The sequence below is a fragment of the Maribacter sp. 4G9 genome (genome assembly GCF_002742265.1).
Lineage (GTDB): Bacteria > Bacteroidota > Bacteroidia > Flavobacteriales > Flavobacteriaceae > Maribacter.
This window is the reverse complement of record NZ_MDGL01000032.1, coordinates 58,097-77,760: the sequence shown is the minus strand read 5'-3', so window position 1 is coordinate 77,760 and position 19,664 is coordinate 58,097. Positions and strand designations below refer to the sequence as shown.

The 19,664-nt window shown below is 42.2% G+C and carries 20 protein-coding genes; 6 read left to right on the top strand and 14 right to left on the bottom strand.

The window, feature by feature from the left end:
• The first annotated feature begins 41 nt into the window (after positions 1-41).
• The 5 genes from BFP75_RS03680 to BFP75_RS03660 are packed head-to-tail and all read left to right on the top strand — an operon-like array spanning position 42 to position 4,838.
• Positions 42-341, top strand: coding sequence for a riboflavin synthase subunit beta (locus BFP75_RS03680; RefSeq protein WP_099543495.1), 300 nt, complete (start codon positions 42-44; stop codon positions 339-341).
• Positions 341-2,185 (top strand): DNA mismatch repair endonuclease MutL, encoded by a 1,845-nt coding sequence (mutL, locus tag BFP75_RS03675; protein ID WP_099543346.1) that lies wholly within the window; start codon positions 341-343, stop codon positions 2,183-2,185. The genes BFP75_RS03680 and mutL overlap by 1 nt, the downstream gene beginning before the upstream one ends.
• A complete protein-coding gene (locus tag BFP75_RS03670) occupies positions 2,186-2,932 on the top strand; it encodes a rhomboid family intramembrane serine protease (RefSeq protein WP_099543344.1) in 747 nt (248 codons plus the stop codon). It begins immediately after the preceding gene.
• Positions 2,932-3,807: a rhomboid family intramembrane serine protease gene (locus BFP75_RS03665; RefSeq protein WP_099543342.1), complete on the top strand. Its 876-nt coding sequence runs from the start codon at positions 2,932-2,934 to the stop codon at positions 3,805-3,807. Before BFP75_RS03670 ends, BFP75_RS03665 begins: the two co-directional genes overlap by 1 nt.
• 14 nt (positions 3,808-3,821) lie before the next feature.
• A complete protein-coding gene (locus BFP75_RS03660) occupies positions 3,822-4,838 on the top strand; it encodes an endonuclease/exonuclease/phosphatase family protein (RefSeq protein WP_099543339.1) in 1,017 nt (338 codons plus the stop codon).
• On the opposite strand, the gene BFP75_RS03655 is transcribed toward BFP75_RS03660, so the two are convergent.
• From BFP75_RS03655 to udk, 9 genes are all read right to left on the bottom strand, one after another.
• Positions 4,815-5,135, bottom strand: coding sequence for a DUF6122 family protein (locus tag BFP75_RS03655; protein ID WP_099543337.1), 321 nt, complete (start codon positions 5,133-5,135; stop codon positions 4,815-4,817). The two genes, BFP75_RS03660 and BFP75_RS03655, sit on opposite strands and share 24 nt — an antisense overlap.
• Positions 5,128-5,754 carry a WbqC family protein gene (locus tag BFP75_RS03650; RefSeq protein WP_099543334.1) on the bottom strand — a complete coding sequence of 209 codons (627 nt, stop codon included), beginning with the start codon at positions 5,752-5,754 and terminating at the stop codon, positions 5,128-5,130. Before BFP75_RS03650 ends, BFP75_RS03655 begins: the two co-directional genes overlap by 8 nt.
• A gap of 12 nt (positions 5,755-5,766) precedes the next feature.
• Complete coding sequence (gene lepB / locus BFP75_RS03645; protein ID WP_099543333.1) at positions 5,767-7,467, bottom strand: signal peptidase I; 1,701 nt, start codon at positions 7,465-7,467, stop codon at positions 5,767-5,769.
• A 95-nt stretch (positions 7,468-7,562) separates the two neighbouring features.
• Positions 7,563-8,264 (bottom strand): 4-hydroxy-tetrahydrodipicolinate reductase, encoded by a 702-nt coding sequence (gene dapB, locus BFP75_RS03640; RefSeq protein ID WP_099543330.1) that lies wholly within the window; start codon positions 8,262-8,264, stop codon positions 7,563-7,565.
• Between the two features lie 2 nt (positions 8,265-8,266).
• Positions 8,267-8,872: a DUF5683 domain-containing protein gene (locus BFP75_RS03635; RefSeq protein WP_099543327.1), complete on the bottom strand. Its 606-nt coding sequence runs from the start codon at positions 8,870-8,872 to the stop codon at positions 8,267-8,269.
• A gap of 22 nt (positions 8,873-8,894) precedes the next feature.
• Entirely contained in the window at positions 8,895-9,794 is a 900-nt protein-coding gene (locus tag BFP75_RS03630) for a ParB/RepB/Spo0J family partition protein (RefSeq protein ID WP_099543325.1), read from the bottom strand.
• Position 9,795: 1 nt separating this feature from the next.
• Positions 9,796-10,569 (bottom strand): ParA family protein, encoded by a 774-nt coding sequence (locus BFP75_RS03625; protein ID WP_099543323.1) that lies wholly within the window; start codon positions 10,567-10,569, stop codon positions 9,796-9,798.
• A gap of 172 nt (positions 10,570-10,741) precedes the next feature.
• Positions 10,742-11,077: an FtsB family cell division protein gene (locus BFP75_RS03620; protein WP_099543320.1), complete on the bottom strand. Its 336-nt coding sequence runs from the start codon at positions 11,075-11,077 to the stop codon at positions 10,742-10,744.
• Positions 11,077-11,691, bottom strand: a complete 615-nt coding sequence (udk, locus tag BFP75_RS03615; protein ID WP_099543318.1) for a uridine kinase — start codon at positions 11,689-11,691, stop codon at positions 11,077-11,079. Before udk ends, BFP75_RS03620 begins: the two co-directional genes overlap by 1 nt.
• Positions 11,692-11,800: 109 nt before the next feature.
• On the opposite strand from udk, the gene BFP75_RS03610 reads away from it, so the two are divergent.
• Positions 11,801-13,021, top strand: coding sequence for a multidrug effflux MFS transporter (locus BFP75_RS03610; RefSeq protein WP_099543315.1), 1,221 nt, complete (start codon positions 11,801-11,803; stop codon positions 13,019-13,021).
• Positions 13,022-13,023: 2 nt separating this feature from the next.
• Here BFP75_RS03610 and acs read toward each other — a convergent pair whose 3' ends face one another.
• Genes acs through BFP75_RS03585 form a run of 5 tightly spaced genes read right to left on the bottom strand, consistent with a single transcriptional unit; the run spans position 13,024 to position 19,664 of the window.
• On the bottom strand, positions 13,024-14,964 hold the full coding sequence (gene acs, locus BFP75_RS03605) for an acetate--CoA ligase (protein WP_262497597.1): 1,941 nt from the start codon (positions 14,962-14,964) through the stop codon (positions 13,024-13,026).
• Positions 14,965-14,966: 2 nt separating this feature from the next.
• Positions 14,967-16,661 carry a sodium:solute symporter family protein gene (locus tag BFP75_RS03600; protein WP_099543311.1) on the bottom strand — a complete coding sequence of 565 codons (1,695 nt, stop codon included), beginning with the start codon at positions 16,659-16,661 and terminating at the stop codon, positions 14,967-14,969.
• A gap of 50 nt (positions 16,662-16,711) precedes the next feature.
• The gene (locus BFP75_RS03595) at positions 16,712-16,972 is read right to left on the bottom strand and encodes a DUF4212 domain-containing protein (protein WP_099543309.1); all 261 of its coding nucleotides are present in this window, start codon (positions 16,970-16,972) and stop codon (positions 16,712-16,714) included.
• A gap of 44 nt (positions 16,973-17,016) precedes the next feature.
• Complete coding sequence (locus BFP75_RS03590) at positions 17,017-18,093, bottom strand: anhydro-N-acetylmuramic acid kinase (protein WP_099543493.1); 1,077 nt, start codon at positions 18,091-18,093, stop codon at positions 17,017-17,019.
• Between the two features lie 8 nt (positions 18,094-18,101).
• Positions 18,102-19,664, bottom strand: a complete 1,563-nt coding sequence (locus BFP75_RS03585; RefSeq protein ID WP_099543307.1) for a glycoside hydrolase family 3 protein — start codon at positions 19,662-19,664, stop codon at positions 18,102-18,104.

The following is a 19,664-nucleotide window of genomic DNA, read 5'->3' as shown; positions in this document are numbered from 1 at the left end:
CTTGTACGGGGCTTTTTGCTATTTTGAGTAACTTTGAACTTATGGGATTCCTGAGTAAAATAACGCGTTTACGAAAAAATAGAAGGTTCGAATATAACCCAAGATTTTATGATGACAAAGGGAAAGGAAATCCCTACAGGATAGAACCCAAGTTTGACCAGTTTCGCAGTACCTTACAAAACCAACGGGGTTTAAAGAACAAAATCAGCAATGCCCTGGAAGATTCCCGGAGGGAAGGCGATAGAAATGTAAAAATTCGGTTCGTGATCATTTTGGCCATTCTCATCCTGATTTTCCTTTACATAATTGATTTCGATCTCTCCATATTTTTTTCCCGATAATGGCGGATATTATTAGACTTTTGCCCGATCACGTTGCCAACCAAATCGCAGCGGGAGAAGTAGTTCAGCGACCGGCCTCCGTGGTAAAGGAGTTGTTGGAGAATGCCATTGACGCCCAGTCCACGGATATAAAATTGATCGTTAAGGACGGTGGGAAAACCTTGGTTCAGGTTGTTGACAACGGAATGGGAATGAGCGATACGGATGCGCGCCTGAGCTTTGAGCGGCATGCGACCTCAAAAATCCAAAAGGCCGAAGATCTTTTTAATTTGCATACCAAGGGTTTTAGGGGCGAAGCATTGGCATCCATAGCGGCCATTGCCCATGTGGAAATGATGACCCGTACCGGGGAGGATGAAGTGGGTACGCACATAAAAATTGAGGGTAGTAAGATAATAAGTCAGGAAGTTGCCGTGGTTCCCAAGGGAACTTCGATGATGGTAAAGAACCTTTTTTTCAATATTCCTGCAAGACGAAACTTTTTAAAGTCGGACCAAGTGGAATTTAGACATATTGTGGATGAATTCCATCGGGTAGCCTTGGCGCATCCACAAATATCCTTCAGTTTTTATAACAATGGGAGCGATGTTTTCAATCTTCCCGGTAACGATTTTAAAAAAAGGATCGTTCAAATTTTTGGTCGAAAGACCCATGAAAAGTTGGTCCCTGTAAACGAAGAGACCAATGTCGTTAGAATATCGGGATACATTCAAAAACCCGAGTTTGCCAAAAAGAGTAGGGGGGAGCAATTCTTTTTTGCCAATAACCGATTTATTAAGAGTCCTTATTTGCATCATGCGGTCTTGGGTGCCTTTGAAGGATTGATCAGACCGGGTACACATCCTGGTTATTTTATTTGTTTGGAGGTAGATCCGGCGACTATAGATATTAACATACACCCAACCAAAACAGAAGTAAAGTTCGATGATGAGCATACACTGTATGCCTATTTGAAATCCACCATTAAACATAGTCTGGGCCAGTTCAATGTGGCCCCTTCCTTGGATTTTGATAAGGACCAAAATTTGGAGACCCCCTACGATTTTAAGGACAAAGCCGTATCGTTGCCGAGTATATCGGTAGATGCTGATTTCAATCCCTTTGAAAAATCAAGGGCTCCCAAAGAATCCGGGTATTCCAGACAACCGAGTGCCAAGGGTTGGGAAACTATGTACCAAGGCTTAGAACGTAAATTTCCCCAACAGGACATCGGTATCCTGGAAATGGAATCCGAAGGAATCAATAGTTCCATTTTTGGGTCAACTGCGGACACCGTGGATACGATTACTACAACCTTTCAGCTTCGAAAAAAGTACATCATTTCTACCATAAAATCTGGGATGTTGATCATCAATCAAAGTAGGGCGCACCAACGTGTACTCTACGAAGGGTTTTTAAGGAATATTACAATCAAAGAAGCGGTGAGCCAACAATTACTGTTTCCCCTGACCCTCAATTTTACCCGGGGAGAAATTTCCATTTTAATGGAAATACAGGAAAGCTTAAGTGCCGTGGGATTTGTTTTTGGTGATATAACTTCAGAAACTGTGGAAGTAAAGGGTGTACCCGTAGTGGTGACGGAAAGTGAGGTGCAAATGGTGATGGAGCAACTTATTTCCGACTTCCAAATGGAGGTTGCCGAAGATAGTTTTTCCCAAGTTGATATGTTGGCCAAGACCTTGGCCAAGACCTTATCGGTCAAAACCGGGGAGGTGTTGGACCAACGTTCACAGATAGGCCTGGTCAATGACCTTTTTGCCTGTAAGGAAAGTGCCCTGAGCCCTTTCAACAAGCGAACTTATACAACGATTACAGAAAGCGATATTGATAGAAAATTTATATAAATGAGCAGACTAACCGAAGCGATAAAACACCTGTTGATCATCAATATTTTGTTTTTCGTTGCTACCAGTATTTATGGGGACCAAATGTATCAATGGTTTTCCCTGTGGTTTCCAAAAAACGAGAATTTCGGGATTTGGCAGATTGTGACCCATATGTTCATGCATGGAGGGTTTATGCACATTGCCTTTAACATGTATGCCTTATATGCTTTTGGAACACCACTTGAACGTATGTGGGGACGAAATAAATTCCTATTTTTTTACTTTTCTGCGGGGCTCGGTGCTGCACTCTTGCACACCGGTGTCAATTACTTTTATTTTCAAGAAGGAATGAATGCTCTTGTAAATTCTGGTATTTCGGAGAGTACCGTGATGGATATTGTTTCTAAGGGGCAGTATAACACAGAGTGGTATAATATTGCCGGTAATTCTACCATAGATAATTTTTTAAGTGCCTATCATACCCCGGCTGTCGGTGCTTCAGGTGCCATTTATGGGGTGTTGGTAGCTTTTGGTATGTCATACCCCAACAGCGAACTTTTCCTGATTTTTCTCCCTATTCCCATCAAGGCAAAGTATTTCATTCCCTTATTGATTGGTCTGGATTTGTTTTCGGGGATTACGGGTTACGGGATTTTTGGACAGGGGATTGCGCATTTTGCCCATGTAGGAGGAGCGGTAGTAGGTTTTCTAATGATGTGGTATTGGAAAAAAAATCAATTTAACAATAATCGCTGGGACAGATAATGGCAGGAGTCAATATAAAATATCATTATGCGAGGTTAAGTGTAGCGGAAAAACTCATCGCCATTAATGTGGTGGTTTATATCGTTAGCGCACTCATTCCCTTTCTATTGGGCTTTTCAAAAAATAGTATAGTAAAGTGGTTTGAACTTCCCAATGATTTCTTTGGATTTTTGGTACAGCCTTGGTCCATTCTGACGTACTCCTTTTTTCATGGCGGCCTTGGACATTTGTTTTGGAACATGCTGCTTATCTTTTTTGTGGGCAGGATATTTTTGAACCTTTTTGACGGCAGGCGCTTTTTAAACGTTTACTTTTTGGGAGTTATCTTGGGTGGTTTATTTTTTATGTTGGGATATAACATATTCCCGGCTTTTTTCAATGTGAATGCCTCATTGATAGGCGCTTCCGCAGGTGCCAGTGCCATTCTTATCTTTATTTGTACATACATTCCCAACCAAGAGGTCAGGGTCATTTTTTTCAATGTGAAGCTTTGGTATATAGGTGTGTTCGTCGTGTTGATGGATTTGATACAACTTCCCACCAGTGGGAATGCCGGGGGGCATTTGGCCCATTTGGGAGGTGCTCTACTGGGATATCTCTACGCCAGTCAATTGTTCAAGGGCAACGATATAGGGGCTGGTTTTTCCAATTTTTTTGACAGTATTGCCAATATGTTCAAGCGTGCCGAAAAAAAAGCGCCCTTAAAGACCGTTTACAAGAACCAAAGCACTCCATCCAACAGAAGTACCATAGATTATGATGCCCAAAGCAAGCAGAAAAAGATAGATGCCATTTTGGACAAAATTAGTAAGTCTGGTTACGAAAGTCTTTCCAAGGCGGAAAAGGACTTTCTTTTTAAGGCAGGTAAGGAATAGAAACCATTTGGCGTATGTCTCTCTGGGGTAAAACCGTTTACGGGTTAAATATTGTTTTTTCGTTGGCATTGCTTTTGGCCTGCATGGCACCGCATATGAAGTCGGCCACCCTTTCCTTCTTAAGCCTGATAGTTCCTGTGTTGGTGCTTTTAAACATTTTATTTCTTTTATACTGGCTGATGGTAAAGCCAAAACGTTTATGGCTGTCCTTTGTCGTTTTGGTGATTGGCTTTTTTAGCTTGGGCTCTTTCGTTCAGTTCAGTTCCGGGGAAGCCTATAGCGAGGATGCCCTAAAAGTCATGAGTTTCAATATACAGGGGTTTGAAGGGTTTCCACGTAATTATGACCGACCCATTGTCCCAGAAATTGCGGAGTTCATCCAAAAGGAAAATCCGGATATCATTTGTTTGCAGGAGTTTGGGTACTACGGTTTGCGGAATGAAGTTTTTACCAAGTATCCATACAGTTTTACAAATTACGAGGTAGGATCAGAAGAAAAAGGGGTCTTAATGGCTATCTATTCCAAATACCCGATTGTCAATAAAGGTAATATTGAGTTTCCAAACTCCTTGAACGGGGCCAGTTTTGTGGATGTACTGTACCAAAAGGATACCCTTCGCGTATACAATCTACATTTGGAATCCTTAAAAGTGCGTCCCAGAAGCTTGAAACGGGAACGATCGGATAGATTATTGGGTCGTTTGCGAAATTCCTTTGCGAAACAACAGGAACAGGCAGATTTGATAAGGGAGCACATGAACGGGGTGCGGTATAGTAAAATTGTTTGTGCGGATATGAACAATACCCAATATTCCTATGCCTATCAGCAGCTAAAACAAGAGCTGGCCGATAGCTTTGTGGAAAAGGGAAATGGTTACGGTAGGACCATCAACTTTTGGAAGTTCCCGTTGCGAATCGATTTTATTTTAACCGACCCAGGTATAGATATTTTGGACCATACCAATTATAAGGTTTCCCTCTCAGACCATGAACCCATCATGGCAACGCTAAAGGTTACTTCGGACAAATAGGCAATCGGTGATATCGGCCACCATGTGTATCAAAAAAGCGATTCCCCAAATCCGGGTAGTTTTCCAAAACAGCATCAAAAAATATATACCCATCGCCCAATAGGTATGTAGGGGATGGAAATTGATACTACATCTATCGGCATCAAAAACGGGCGTAGCCAAAAGATGGTCCAAATCCAGTAGAATCCCGGCCAAAAGTATCAAACCTACTTTTAGTCTTTGTTCCTTAAAAAATAGGAAAGCCACAAGCAAAGGGACTATAAAATGAATACCATAGTGCAAGGTGAACCTAAGCATTGGACCCGTCTATTTCAATATTTCTTAGATATTCCAAGGTGTTGGGCCCCAGGTTGAAAAGTACGTCCAGAATGCTCAAGTTGGGTATGAACCCGTGTCGGTCCCCAAAAACCTGAACATATTCGGGGAAATCATACGGAACCTCCTTTTTGGCATTGACCAAATAGCGAAAATCTTTCCTATGTTCGAAGACATATTCTTCCGTGAAATTTTTTACTAAATCCATTTGAAGACAATCGCAGATTATTTCGATGGAAGCCAAGTTAAAATCTATTAGCAGTTCGAACTTTTCTTCATACAAGGGCCTAATCTCATCTTCATAAAATTCAAAAAAAGGAGAGGTTCTGTAGGCCGTTTCCAAAGTTCTCCAATGCTGTCGCTGCCATGGATAGGAATTGTCCAGTTTTACCTCTTTGTAGAGCTGCCTACCATCGGCACCTTTGGTATGTACGATAGGAATACTGAGCAGGTGTTTGCCCCTATCATTACAGATATGCGCCCGGTTTCTGTAGGTTTGTTTTTGATAGTTGTCCTGCAATTCAAATACTACATCCTTGGCTTTACCATAAATACTGAAAAAAGCCACATTGGGAAAATAAGCAGGATGGAGTATGGTCATGGGTGCCTATGGTTATTTTTTGGCCTTTTTTCGTTTCCAAAACCAGCTTCCTACAAAATAGGCCGCCAAGAGGATCAAGAAATACTTGAAATAGGATTTTGGCTCCCCATCACTGTTTACCGTCGTAAAGATTCGGTCCCATCTTGGACGCCATTTGGACATAGGTTCCGTAAAGTTGTCAAAACTCATCCATATGAAAATGGGCGTACCCACGATGTGGTTTTCGGGAACATATCCCCAGGCCCTACTATCTTCTGAATGGTCACGGTTATCTCCCATCATCCAATAATAGTCCTGTTGAAAAGTATAGCTGTCGGCAACATTCCCGTTGATTAAAATTTGATTGCCGTTCACGGCTAGGGTATTACCTTCATACTCGCGGATAATCTTTTTGTACAGCGGCAATGTTTTAAGATCCAAGGATACTGTTGTGCCTTCTTTGGGAATATAAATGGGTCCCATTTGACTGTAGTTCCATGGATAATCCGGACTTTGGGGAAAGAGGTTGATACCCCTTCTACCTTTGGGAACCACTTGTCGCACAACAGAATCTATACCGGCATCCTTACGTAAGGTCGCTACCATGTCATCTGTCAATGGTACCATTCGTTCCCGATCGGTTACCTCTTTAAGGGAAAGACGATTGTTTCTGATGACATCCGCAGGAAAACCTGAGCTTCCCGTATAGAGTTCCAGTTGGCCATCGGCCAATTGATTGAACCCTTTTAAATAGGGATTAATCGCCTGTGCCTGTTGTTGGTTTACGGGACCGGATATGTATTTTCTGGTAAAATCCGTAATTCCCAATTGGTCCAGTATTCTGGAGGATACCCCTTTTTGGGAATAAATAATATAGTCATACTGGGGTTTGGCACTGCCGGGCAATACCAATTGTTTGTCGTTAATAAACACGTAGCCGTCCCGAACTTCCAAGGAGTCCCCGGGAATGCCCACACAACGTTTTACATAGTTGGATTTTTTGTCAATAGGCTTTTTGACCCCCGCTTCTGCCCTAAAAAATTGCCTAACGGTATCGGCAGGCCAGCTGAAGACCACGATATCGTTCCGTTCTACTTTTGTAAATCCCGGTAAGCGAAAATAGGGAAGTTGTGGTTTGTTCAAATAGGATTTTGTTCCAATAATAGGCAAGGTATCATGCACCATGGGCGCGGCAACCGTAGTCATAGGAGTTCTCGCCCCATAATGGAATTTGCTCACGAACAAAAAGTCACCCACCCGTAGGGTTCTTTCCAAAGATCCCGTGGGTATCACATATGGTTGAATAAAATAGGTATGTACCAACGTTGCCGCAACGACCGCAAAAACAATGGAGCTCACCCATTCGCCCAATGCGGTACCGGGGTGGAGGCTTCTGTTTTCAATATATTTAACATCCAAGGCATAATTTACATAGTAAATGTAAAACCCAAGGGTCAAAACAACCAACCATGACTCTGCTAGGCTGTTCCTTCCATAACTTCGAATGGTCTCTACCCAGATTACCGGAAACATCAGAAGATTGATGATGGGGATGAACAATAAAATGACCCACCACTTGGGCCTATTGATGATCTGCATCAACACGATGGCATTGTATATGGGTACGATGGCCTCCCAGGGCTTGCGACCAGCCTTAACATATAATTTCCAAGTTCCTAGGAAATGAATTACCTGAATTGCTAAAATGAAAATAATCCACTGAGTTCCATTCATGATGTTATGTTTTACGCTATAATCGAGATTTTACGCTCCGTCTGGGAACTTAATTTGATTGTATCAGTCTAATGACTATTTATTTGTTACTTGTTTTAACCTAGGTTTAACACATCCTTTATCGTAAAAACACCTGTCCTGCCCAAAATCCATTCCGCCGCAATGACCGCACCCAAGGCAAATCCCTCGCGGTTGTGGGCGGTATGCTTGATTTCAATGCTGTCTACCCCGCTTGTGTAATCTATTATATGGGTGCCCGGTGTATCCCCAATTCTTTTGGATGCAATCTTTAACTGTTGATTTCCGCCTTCATCCAGCTTCCAATCTTGGTAGCCCGTATGGGAAATAATTCCTTCCGCCAAGGTAATTGCCGTGCCGCTGGGGGCGTCCAGTTTTTGGGTATGATGTATTTCCTCGAGGGATACTTCATATTGGGAAAGGTTATTCATCATTTTGGCCAAATATTCGTTAAGTTCAAAAAAGATGTTTACCCCTAGACTAAAATTGGAGGCATATATAAAGGCACCATTTTTTTCCTCGCAATAATGAACCAATTCCCCATATTTTGAAAGCCACCCCGTAGTTCCCGAGATGATGGGAATGTTATGGTCAATGCAATTCTTGATATTGTCAAATGCGGCATTTGGAGTGCTGAAATCTATGGCCACATCCATTATGGAGTAATCCACTTCTTTATTTTCCACATCGATTTTGGCAATGATTTCATGCCCCCTTTCAACGGCCAACCGCTCGATCATTTTTCCCATTTTTCCGTAGCCGAAAAGTGCAATCCTCATAGTTAAAATTTTATGGTTAAGGCCATTCCATAGGTGGGGTTGTTGGTAACGGCATTCAGGTCTAGATACGGTTCAAAATCCAGGCTAAGATCATTATCAATATTAAATTGCTTTAGATGGGCATCCACATTGGCATCAATAATATTCAAACTGTAGATTACAATGGATAATACCAACCATAGGTCTCGGTCTCGCTGGAAACGTTCCTGTTGGTTTTCAAGATCGCCGTCATCCAAGAGGGGAAAAATACCTTCACCATTGAATTCGTCGTCCGTAAAACCTGCCTGTCTTCTTTTGAATGCCGTCCTGAAACGCTTGTAATTGTCATTGTTCCAAGTATAGGCGTATACACTTCCCCCAAGAGCACCCCAAACTATGGGTGTTTTCCAATATCGCTTGTTGTAGATTTGTCCCAGACCGGGAAGCACGGCAGAGTAAAATGCAGCTTTACTTGGGGCTAAAGGATTAATGTTTCTAATTTTTTTTACACTTAGGGAATCGTCCATGACCAATACATCCGTACTAAGTGCGTTGGAAATGGAATCCGTTGTTTTTTCCTCCGGAGTCTCTTCCTCTTGGGAATAGGAAACTGCGGCCAAAAAAAACATTAGGAAGAGTATTGAAAAGTGTTTATGCACCCGTTATCAGCTTTTTTATACGCTCGAATTCTTCTTTGGAGTGGAACGGAATGGTAATGCTTCCTTTGGAATTTCCAGAGGTCTTCACTTTAATACCTGCGGACAGATGTTTGGAGATTTCTTCGATACCCGATGCCACATAGGTAGGGGTTTCCACCTTTGATTTGGTAGGTTTGGGAGTATCTTTTTGATGGTAATTCTTTACGGCATTCTCCGTATCCCTGACCGATAAATTTTGTCCCACGATTTTCTCATAAAGGGCTATTTGGTCCTGTCTGCTTTCGATGTTCACCAAGGCCCTTCCGTGGCCCATGCTCAAAAACCCGTCACGCATTCCGGTTTGAATAATCGGGTCTAGCTTTAGTAATCTCAGGTAATTGGCAATCGTTGACCGTTTTTTTCCCACTCGGTCACTTAGTTTTTCTTGGGTCAGATTGATTTCATCTATAAGCCTTTGATAGGAAAGCGCAATTTCAATGGGGTCTAGGTCTTGCCGTTGAATGTTTTCCACCAAGGCCATTTCCAAGGATTCCTGGTCGTTGGCGATGCGAATGTAGGCGGGAATGGTATCCAATCCTACCAATTTGGATGCTCTGTACCTTCTTTCTCCGGATACGAGTTGGTATTTGTTGAAACCTAGCTTCCTGACCGTAATGGGTTGGATAACGCCCAATTCCCGGATGGAAGTGGCCAGTTCCTGTAAGGTTTCGTCATTAAAGTTGGACCGGGGCTGAAAGGGATTGACATCGATGTCCTCCAAATCCAGTTCAATAATGTTGCCCACAACCTTGTCCGCATTTTTATCCGTTGCAGATTGTATATCGTTATCGGGGTCTTTTAACAATGCCGATAGTCCTCTTCCCAAAGCCTGTTTTTTTACTGCTTTTGCCATGTTATGCTGTCTGCTTGTTTTTCTTTACTACCTCGTCCGCCAGATTTAGGTAGTTCGTGGCCCCCTTACTGGCGGCATCATACTTTATGATACTTTCTCCATAGCTGGGCGCTTCGCTCAATCGAACATTTCGCTGTATGATCGTTTCAAAGACCATATCGCCAAAATGCTTTTTGACCTCTTCAACCACTTGGTTGGAAAGGCGTAACCTAGAATCGTACATGGTCAATAACATTCCTTCAATATCCAATTGTGGATTGTGGATCCGTTGCACGCTTTTGATGGTATTCAAGAGTTTACCAAGTCCTTCCAAGGCAAAGTATTCACATTGAATGGGGATAATCACGGAATCTGCAGCAGTTAGGGCGTTCAAGGTCAATAATCCCAAGGAGGGCGCACAATCTATGAGAATGTAATCGTAGTCGTCCTTCAGTTCCAAAATGGCCTTCTTCATCATGTATTCCCGTTCATCCTTATCTACCAATTCTATTTCAATGGCCACCAAATCGATGTGGGCCGGAATTAAATCAACATTGGGGGAAGTAGTAGGCATTATGGCTTCTTTGGCGGTTTTCGTATGTTCCAAAAGTTGGTAGGTGCCCAACTCGATACTATCCACATCAATACCCAACCCAGACGTAGCGTTGGCTTGGGGGTCTGCATCGATCAACAGTACCTTCTTTTCAAGCACCCCTAGCGACGCCGCTAAATTAACGGTCGTAGTCGTTTTGCCAACACCACCTTTTTGATTTGCAATAGCAATTATCTTGCCCATATACCAAGTAAGTTAGGGTGTAAAAATACGATTATTTGTGGGGCTGATAAAAGGATTTTGTTAACACTAGGTGAATAACCAAAAGCTTTTCATTAAAATAGCGTTAAATTTTTATATATCAAAACGTTATATAGGATTCAAATGTAATCTGGAAATCGCGACAGAAATCACATTATTCTTTTTTTTCCTTGCGTTTGAGACTGTCCTCATATTCAATTAAATAGATTTCCTCGTTTTTCTTCTTTAGATAATATTCTTCCCGTGCAAATTTTTCCAACTCATCCTCGTTGGACAATTTTTCAATGACTTTTTTATCCTTTGCGATCTCTTTTTTTAGGAACTCCTGTGTTTTTTCAAGTTTATTTATTTCACGTTTAAGCTCCATATGTATCAAAAGGGAATTGGTATCAAAAAATACCATCCAAATAACAAAAACCGTGAGCACCAAAACATAAATATTGGTCATGACCTTGAACCATTTTTTCTCCTTTAATTCATTCAGTCCCATTAGGCCTTGGCTAATTTTTCGTTAATAATGCTCCTTACAATTTCAACGGCTACGGTATTGTATTTATTATTGGGAATGATGATGTCCGCATATTCCTTGGTAGGCTCTATAAATTGCTCGTGCATCGGTTTTATGACATTCTGGTAATTTTTCAAGGTTTCGTTCAGGTTCCATCCCCGTTCGTTCACGTCCCTTTTTAACCTCCGTATTAGCCGTTCGTCCGTATCGGCATGCACAAAGATTTTGATATCGCACATGTTTCTGATTTCGGAATTCGTCAAAATTAAGATTCCTTCAACGATCATAACCTTTCTTGGATGGGTGGGTATGGTCTTTTCCGTGCGATTACACTCCAAAAAGGAATAGACCGGTTGTTCAACGGATTCCCCTGCTTTTAAGGCCTTTAAATGTTGCTCCAGGAGTTTGAAATCAATGGCGCTGGGATGGTCAAAATTGGTTTTTCGACGCTCTTCCAAGGTTAGGTGGGAAAGGTCGTTATAATAGGAATCCTGGGAAATTACCCCTACTTCGTTTTTAGGCAATTCGTTGATGATTTGATTTACCACGGTAGTTTTTCCGCAGCCTGTTCCTCCCGCTATTCCAATAATGAGCATTAAATAATTATTTAGCCCAAAAATACATATTTGAATCTCAAAATTGTACAAAACTTAAAATTGAAGCTCGGATACTTCGCTATCTAATGGTAAGGTTTACTTTTGCACCATGCAAAATGAACATGTAAAACCAAACTTTGAATTCGTGGCCCTAATGGCATCGTTAATGTCCATTGTGGCCCTTACGATCGATGCCTTGATTCCCGCGATTTCGGATATTGGAATCGCGATCAACAGTTTGGATGCCACCCAAAACCAACTCTTGATTATCATGATATTTTTAGGACTTGGGGTAGGCCAGCTGTTCTTTGGGCCCTTATCTGACAGTTTGGGAAGAAAACCCATTGTCTATATTGGTTTTGCCGTTTTTGGGGTAGCCAGTATTATCTGTCTTTTGGCACCCAATCTTGAAATCATGATCGTAGGAAGAATTCTCCAAGGTGTTGGGTTATCGGCGCCAAGGACCATTAGTATTTCCATCATTAGGGATACGTACCGGGGCGATTATATGGCAAAGATCATGTCCTTCGTTACAGCGTTTTTTATTATCGTGCCGGTTATTGCACCTGCTTTTGGTAAATTCATCATGAGTTTTTCCAGCTGGGAAGGTATCTTTTATGCCCAGTTATTTTTTGCGGTACTTGTGTCCTTTTGGTTTTATAAAAGGCAGGAAGAAACCCTAAAACCTGAATACAAGGTTCCCTTTAAAACATCCGTATTTATTAGGGGAACCAAGGAAATTTTCAAGCATCGCGAAACGGTTTCCTGTACGATAATCTCTGGATTGATTACCGGTTCTTTTTTGGTGTATTTGAGTTCGGCCCAACACGTCTTTGAAGAATTGTACGGCTTGGCCGATAGTTTTCCTTTAATTTTTGCTGGATTGGCCATTTCCATAGGTTTTTCTACCCTGACCAATGGTACCCTTGTGGTACGATTTGGTATGCGAAACCTGTCTTTTGTTGCCTTGTCCACTTTCACGGCAATCGCCCTACTTTACAGTATTATTTTCTGGAACGAACCAGACCCCAGTGTGTCCGTTTTGATCTCTTTTCTTTCGATTCTTTTTTTGTGCTTGGGCTTTATTTGGGGGAACTTAAGGTCTATTGCCATGGAACCTATCGGGCATATTGCGGGAATAGGAGCTGCCATAACGGGATTTGTGTCCACAATTTTGTCCATACCCATTTCCATATTCATCGGAAAGTATATTACCGACACCGTGTGGGCCTTGTTTGCAGGTCTGGGGATATGTGGATTGATTTCAGTGGTCCTGTTCATTGCCTTTAAAACAAGACCACTGTTTGCAAGTAATAGGGCGTATCAATAGAATTACAGTGCCTCGTCCATAATTTCCTGAACGATTTCAGGATTCAAAAGTGTACTCGTGTCGCCAAGATTTGAAGTGTCTCCACTTGCGATTTTGCGCAAAATCCTTCGCATGATCTTTCCACTTCGTGTTTTGGGAAGACCCGAAACAAATTGTATTTTATCCAGTTTTGCTATAGGACCGATTTGTTCCGTAATCTGTTGGTTGATTTCTTTTCGAAGGTTATTTTTATCTCGGCTTTCCCCGGTTTCCTTCAAAATGATATATCCGTAAAGGGCATTTCCCTTTACATCATGCGGAAAGCCAACGATGGCGGATTCCGCAACGGCCGGATGTTCGTTTATGGAATCTTCTATTGGCGCGGTTCCCAGATTATGTCCTGAAACGATGATTACATCGTCTACACGACCTGTTATTCTATAGTATCCAACGGCATCACGTAAGGCACCGTCACCCGTAAAGTACATGTTTTCATAGGCAGAAAAATACGTATCCCTATACCTTTCGTGGTTGCCCCAAATGGTTCTTGCAATGGAAGGCCATGGGAACTTTATACAAAGTCTTCCATCCACCTGATTTCCTTTGATTTCGGTTCCGTTTTCGTCCATTAAAGCTGGTTGAATTCCAATGAAAGGCAACGTGGCATAGGTTGGAGTGGTTGGCGTTACATAGGGTATGGGGCTGATCATGATGCCTCCTGTTTCCGTTTGCCACCAAGTATCAACAATTGGACTATTCTTTTTGCCCACGTTGTTATTGTACCAATGCCATGCTTCCTCATTGATGGGCTCACCCACGGAGCCTAATACTTTAAGGCTTGATAGATCGTATTTTTCAACAAAATCGAGATTTTCCTTGGCAAGTGCCCTAATGGCCGTTGGTGCCGTATAGAATTGGGTTACTTTATGTTTTTGAACCACTTCCCAAAACCTGCCAAAATCAGGGTAAGATGGCACCCCTTCGAACATTACTGTAGTAGCGCCATTGGCCAAAGGCCCGTAGACGATATAGGAATGTCCCGTAATCCAACCAATGTCGGCCGTACACCAGTACACATCATCTTCCCTGTACTGAAATATATTTTTGAAGGTATAGGCGGTATAGACCATATAACCCGCCGTAGTATGCACCATTCCTTTGGGTCTCCCTGTGGAACCTGAAGTGTATAAAATAAACAGTGGGTCTTCCGCATTCATGATTTCGGCTACATTATCGCCATAAGCATCGTCCAAAAGAGGTTGTAACCAATGATCTCTTTCGGGAACCATTTCTATTTCACTATGGATACGTTTGGCTACCAATACGGTTTCTACTCCAGGACACCCTTCCAAGGCCTTATCCACAATTCCCTTTAGATCGATGGTCTTGGAACCTCTGTACGAACCATCCGAAGTAATCACCAGTTTACAATCGGAATCATTGATTCTTGTTGAAAGGGCATTGGATGAAAAACCGGCAAACACTACGGAATGTATGGCACCGATTCTTGCACACGCCAATACCGAAATGGCCAATTCGGGAATCATGGGCAGGTAAATGCAGACACGGTCACCTTTTTTCACGCCTTTTTCCAAGAGCACATTGGCCATTTTGCACACACGTTCGTGAAGCTGTCTGTAGGTAATATGTTCGGCTTCTTCTTTTGGGTCGTTGGGCTCAAAAAGAATGGCCGTTTTGTTGCCCCGTGTGGGCAAATGACGGTCGATACAGTTTTCGGTAATATTTAATTGGGCACCTTCAAACCATTTAATTTCGGGTTTTGTAAAATCCCAACTCAGCACGTTATCCCATCGTTTTCGCCATACAAAATGCTCCTCGGCTATTTCTTCCCAAAAGGCCTCAGGATTACGGACCGATTTTCTATAAACTTGATAATATTCCTCTAAGTGTTTGATGTGATAGTTACTCATTGCTAAATTCTGATTTCTACTAAAATTATTAATACTTAATGACCGCTGGCTTCTCCGGATCCGCTTGGAATCCGTATGTCCTCCACAATTTCCTGTACATTTTCAGGTGGTGGTGGCGTAAACTTCATGACGACAATAGATACTATAAAATTAACGACCATGGCGATACTGCCAAAACCTTCCGGCGAAATTCCAAACCACCAATCCTCTGGTGTACCCCCGCCAAACCAATCGAACTTGAATTTGGTCATATAGAACAACATCAGCAGCGTGCCCGTAACCATTCCGGCTATTGCACCTTCCTTATTCATTTTTTTATAAAAAATACCCAGAACAATTGCCGGAAAAAACGAGGCAGCCGCTAATCCAAAGGCCAAGGCGACCACAGCCGCAACAAAACCGGGTGGATTAATGCCAAAATATCCTGCAATGACCACGGCCACGGTGGCCGCAAGACGTGCGGCCCATAGTTCCCCTTTATCCGAAATATTGGGCTTGAATACTTTTTTTATAAGATCATGGGATACTGAAGAGGATATAACCAACAAAAGGCCAGCGGCAGTTGATAAGGCAGCTGCCAAACCTCCGGCTGCGACCAAAGCGATGACCCATGCAGGTAGGTTGGCTATTTCAGGATTCGCCAGTACCATGCTATCGGGATCTACGTAAAGTTCGTTGGTGCTTTTATCTGCTACATACTGTATTTTACCATCCTTGTTCTTATCGTCGAATTGAAAAAGACCTGTAGTTTCCCATTTTGTAAACCATTCCGGCATAGAACTATATTCCATGTTGTTGACCGTGTTGATCATATTGGTCCTTGCAAATACAGAAACTGCAGGTGCGGTAGTGTAGAGTATTGCAATCAGTAACAGGGCCAGTCCGGCCGATTTTCTTGCATCCTTGACTCTTTTTACCGTGAAGAAGCGTACAATAACGTGTGGCAGCCCCGCTGTACCCACCATAAGGGCCAAAGTAATGGCAAATACATCGGCCATGGATTTAGAGCCGTTGGTATAGGCGTTGAAGCCCAATTCCGTGGATAGTCCGTCCAATTTATCCATTAAATACGTTCCAGAGCCATCGGCTAGTTTCGACCCCATTCCCAATTGAGGTATAGGATTGCCCGTCATCTGAATTGAAATAAATATGGCGGGCACCATAAATGCGAAAATGAGCACGCAGTACTGTGCTACTTGGGTATAGGTTATACCTTTCATCCCTCCCAAAACCGCATAAAAAAGTACGATGACCATTCCTATGATGACCCCGGTATTGATATCCACTTCCAAGAATCTGGAAAATACTACGCCGACCCCACGCATTTGTCCGGCAACATAGGTAAATGAAACTATGAGGGCACAGATTACGGCCACAATCCTGGCAGTTTTAGAATAGTAGCGATCTCCTATAAAATCTGGTACGGTGAACTTTCCAAATTTCCGAAGATAAGGAGCCAATAATAGCGCCAAAAGTACATATCCACCGGTCCATCCCATGAGATAAACAGAACCATCATATCCCGCAAAGGCAATGATGCCGGCCATGGAGATGAAAGAAGCTGCGGACATCCAATCTGCGGCCGTTGCCATACCGTTGGCCAAAGGTGAAACCCCGCCTCCAGCCACATAAAAATCCCTAGTGGAACCTGCACGGGACCAAATGGCGATGCCTATATATAAGGCGAAGGTAATTCCGACAAGAAGATAGGTCCATATTTGAACGCTCATAATGGTTTGGTTTGATTGATTTTTCTATTTATAGGGTATCTAGGGTCATTTTATTCATCGTACCCATATTTCTTGTCCAATTTGTTCATGAGCCTTACATAAACAAAAATGAGGATTACAAAAACGTAAATAGAACCTTGTTGTGCAAACCAAAAACCTAGCTTAAAACCTCCTATTTTGATTGAATCCATGGCATCCTTGAATAGGATTCCAGCCCCATACGATACTAAGAACCAAATTGCCAAAAGGATGAAGAGATATTTGACGTTTTCTTTCCAGTATGCGCTAGCTTGCTTTTGTTTGTCGGACATTTTTAGGAATTATCTGTTTAGATTAGAAATTTAGTGAAAATACTTTAATTGGGTAAGAAAATCACACCGCTGGATGAATCCCTTTGGGCGCCCGTTACCGTTTTGAGCACATTGATTTCCCTTTCAGACCTTAGTACTCCCATAAAGGCAAAAACAAGTGCTTCCTTGAATTCTATCAATATCTTCTCTGGAACTACCACTTCAATTTTAGAATCCAATTTTTGTTCTAAAGTTTCAATAAGAAAAGTATTTAGGGCCCCTCCTCCGGTGACAAACAATTTTTGATTGGTTTTATTGGCATTTAACGCCACTTGTTGGGCAATTTTTTCACAAATGTGATGTACGGCCGTATGTAGCAGATTTTCAGTGCTATCTTTGGTTTCATCCACGATGGGCACCACTTCCTCCAAGAACCACTCATACCCAATGGACTTGGGATGGGGCAGAAGGTAGTAAGATAGTTCGTTCAGTTTTTTTAGCATCGTTGGAATAATGGTGCCCGACCTAGCAAGTGTTCCATTTTCATCATAATCCAAATCAATTTTTCTCGTAATATAATTCAATATCATATTGGCTAGCCCGATATCGTAGGCTATTCTTCTTCCTTTCAATTCAAAGGAAATGTTGCTAATGCCACCAAGATTCAGACAGAAATCATATTCGTTAAAAAGTAAACGGTCACCAATAGGTACCAAGGGTGCGCCTTGACCTCCCAAGGCAAGGTCGTTGCTCCTAAAGTCACAAATAATTTTATGTTCAGAGGCATTTGCCAGATGTTGACCGGAACCCAGTTGAAAGGTAAGTCCAAGCTCGGGGCGATGGTGGGAGGTATGGCCATGACTGGCGATAAAATCGACTTCCAGGTTCTGTTCTTGAATAAATTCCTTTGCCCGTTCCCCCAACCAAGTGCCATATTCGTTATGTAGCTGCAGCAGTTTTTCTGCCGATAGATGTATAGCGTCCCTTAGGTCGCCTTGCATCTTTGGGGCATAGGAAATACTTTCCGATGCCTTTATCTCAAATTGCCAATGGTCTTTCTTTTTCCAGAAATGGCAGTACGCAAGGTCCAGGCCGTCCAAGGAGGTACCGGACATCATTCCAACGACTTTATAGACTTTCATTTTTTTCATCAAGTTAGGGATACCGGAAGTTTTCCATTTGCCTTTATTTTTCCCAGGAAATGTTCCGTGGCCACATCCTGAAATTCGGTAAAATCTTGATAGACCAACACAGTGGCCAAGGATTTTTTTATATCAAAAAGTTTCAATGAATACGGATTTCCAAAATGATAGAGCACCACATTCTTTTCCTCAAGTAGGGTATTGATAAAATCGATTTCGGCTTTTAGAAAACCAAAATTGTTCGCAGGCTTTACCTTGGGTGGGGTCAGGAGCAAAAGAATATCCTGTTCATCCTTAATTTCCAGTTTTGATGCTTCCAAAAAAGAAAGTATTTCCTCTTGTGAAGGATTTCCTTTCGGTTGCTTTAAAGTAAATGTACAGAAGTTTTTTTTGCTGAAAGTATTGATGTCGGCCTCGTTTCCGTGGTATAACGTAATGCTTTCCTCGGCGATTTTCCTGTTCAATGCTGCGCTTTTGGATAGTTCAGTAAATTTATCATGGTATGGATTTCCCATGGCCTTTTCCTTGAGCTTCCATACCCGTTCAAAGGTTTCTTCCAACTGTTTTTCCGTACTATTCTTCGCGATGGTTTCAATACCTTCTTTAACATGTTCGGCAAAGCAAAGGATATCATTTCCAGCTTGGTAGGCGAGCCATTCCAGTTCACCTGGCACCGAATAATTCTTTGATACGGCATGCATATTTAAGGCATCGGAAATAACGACTCCCTTGAAATGCATTTCGCCCCGTAGGAAATCGGTACTGATTTCACGGGAAATACTGGCGGGTGAAGTCTTGCCTTTCGCCAAAGCCGGAATGGTCAAATGTCCCACCATAACTGCATCGATTCCTTCCGATATTATTTTTTGAAAGGGATAGAGTTCATTTTCCAAAAGTTCCTTCTTCGATTTATCGATTATCGGAATCCCCAAATGGGAATCCACCGAAGTATCTCCGTGTCCCGGAAAATGTTTGATACTGGTCAACACGCCAACACTTTCAGTTCCCTTGATATAGGCCAAAGCTTTTTGCGTTACTTGTTCTCGATTATCCCCAAAAGACCGATAACCGATCACGGGGTTGTTTGGATTATTATTGATATCCACTACCGGAGAAAGGTTCCAATGTATGCCTGCTGCCAAGCAGTCTTGGGCAATGTTCTTCCCAACTTCATATATGAGTTCTTCCTTTCCACTAAATGCGCCTAAAGTAATCGCATAAGGATACTGTGGTGTATTTTCGATACGCATAGCCAAGCCCCATTCTGCATCTATGGCAATAAATAGGGGGTATTTTGATGCCGACTGATATCTCTTTATCAATGATTTAAGGGTTTCAAAACTTTCCTCATTCCGAATGACCTCTTTTTTTCCCTCGAAATTGGTTGCCGCACTGGCCCTGGAATGAAAAAAGCAAATGCCCCCAATACCGTGATTCCTGATCACGTCTTCCAAGGCACGGATTTCTTCTTCGGTATCATTAATGAATGCCGCGGGCATAAAGAACTGTCCAATTTTTTCGGCAGTACTTAAGGTGTTTTTGGCTTCATTATAATTAGGTAACGACTTCAT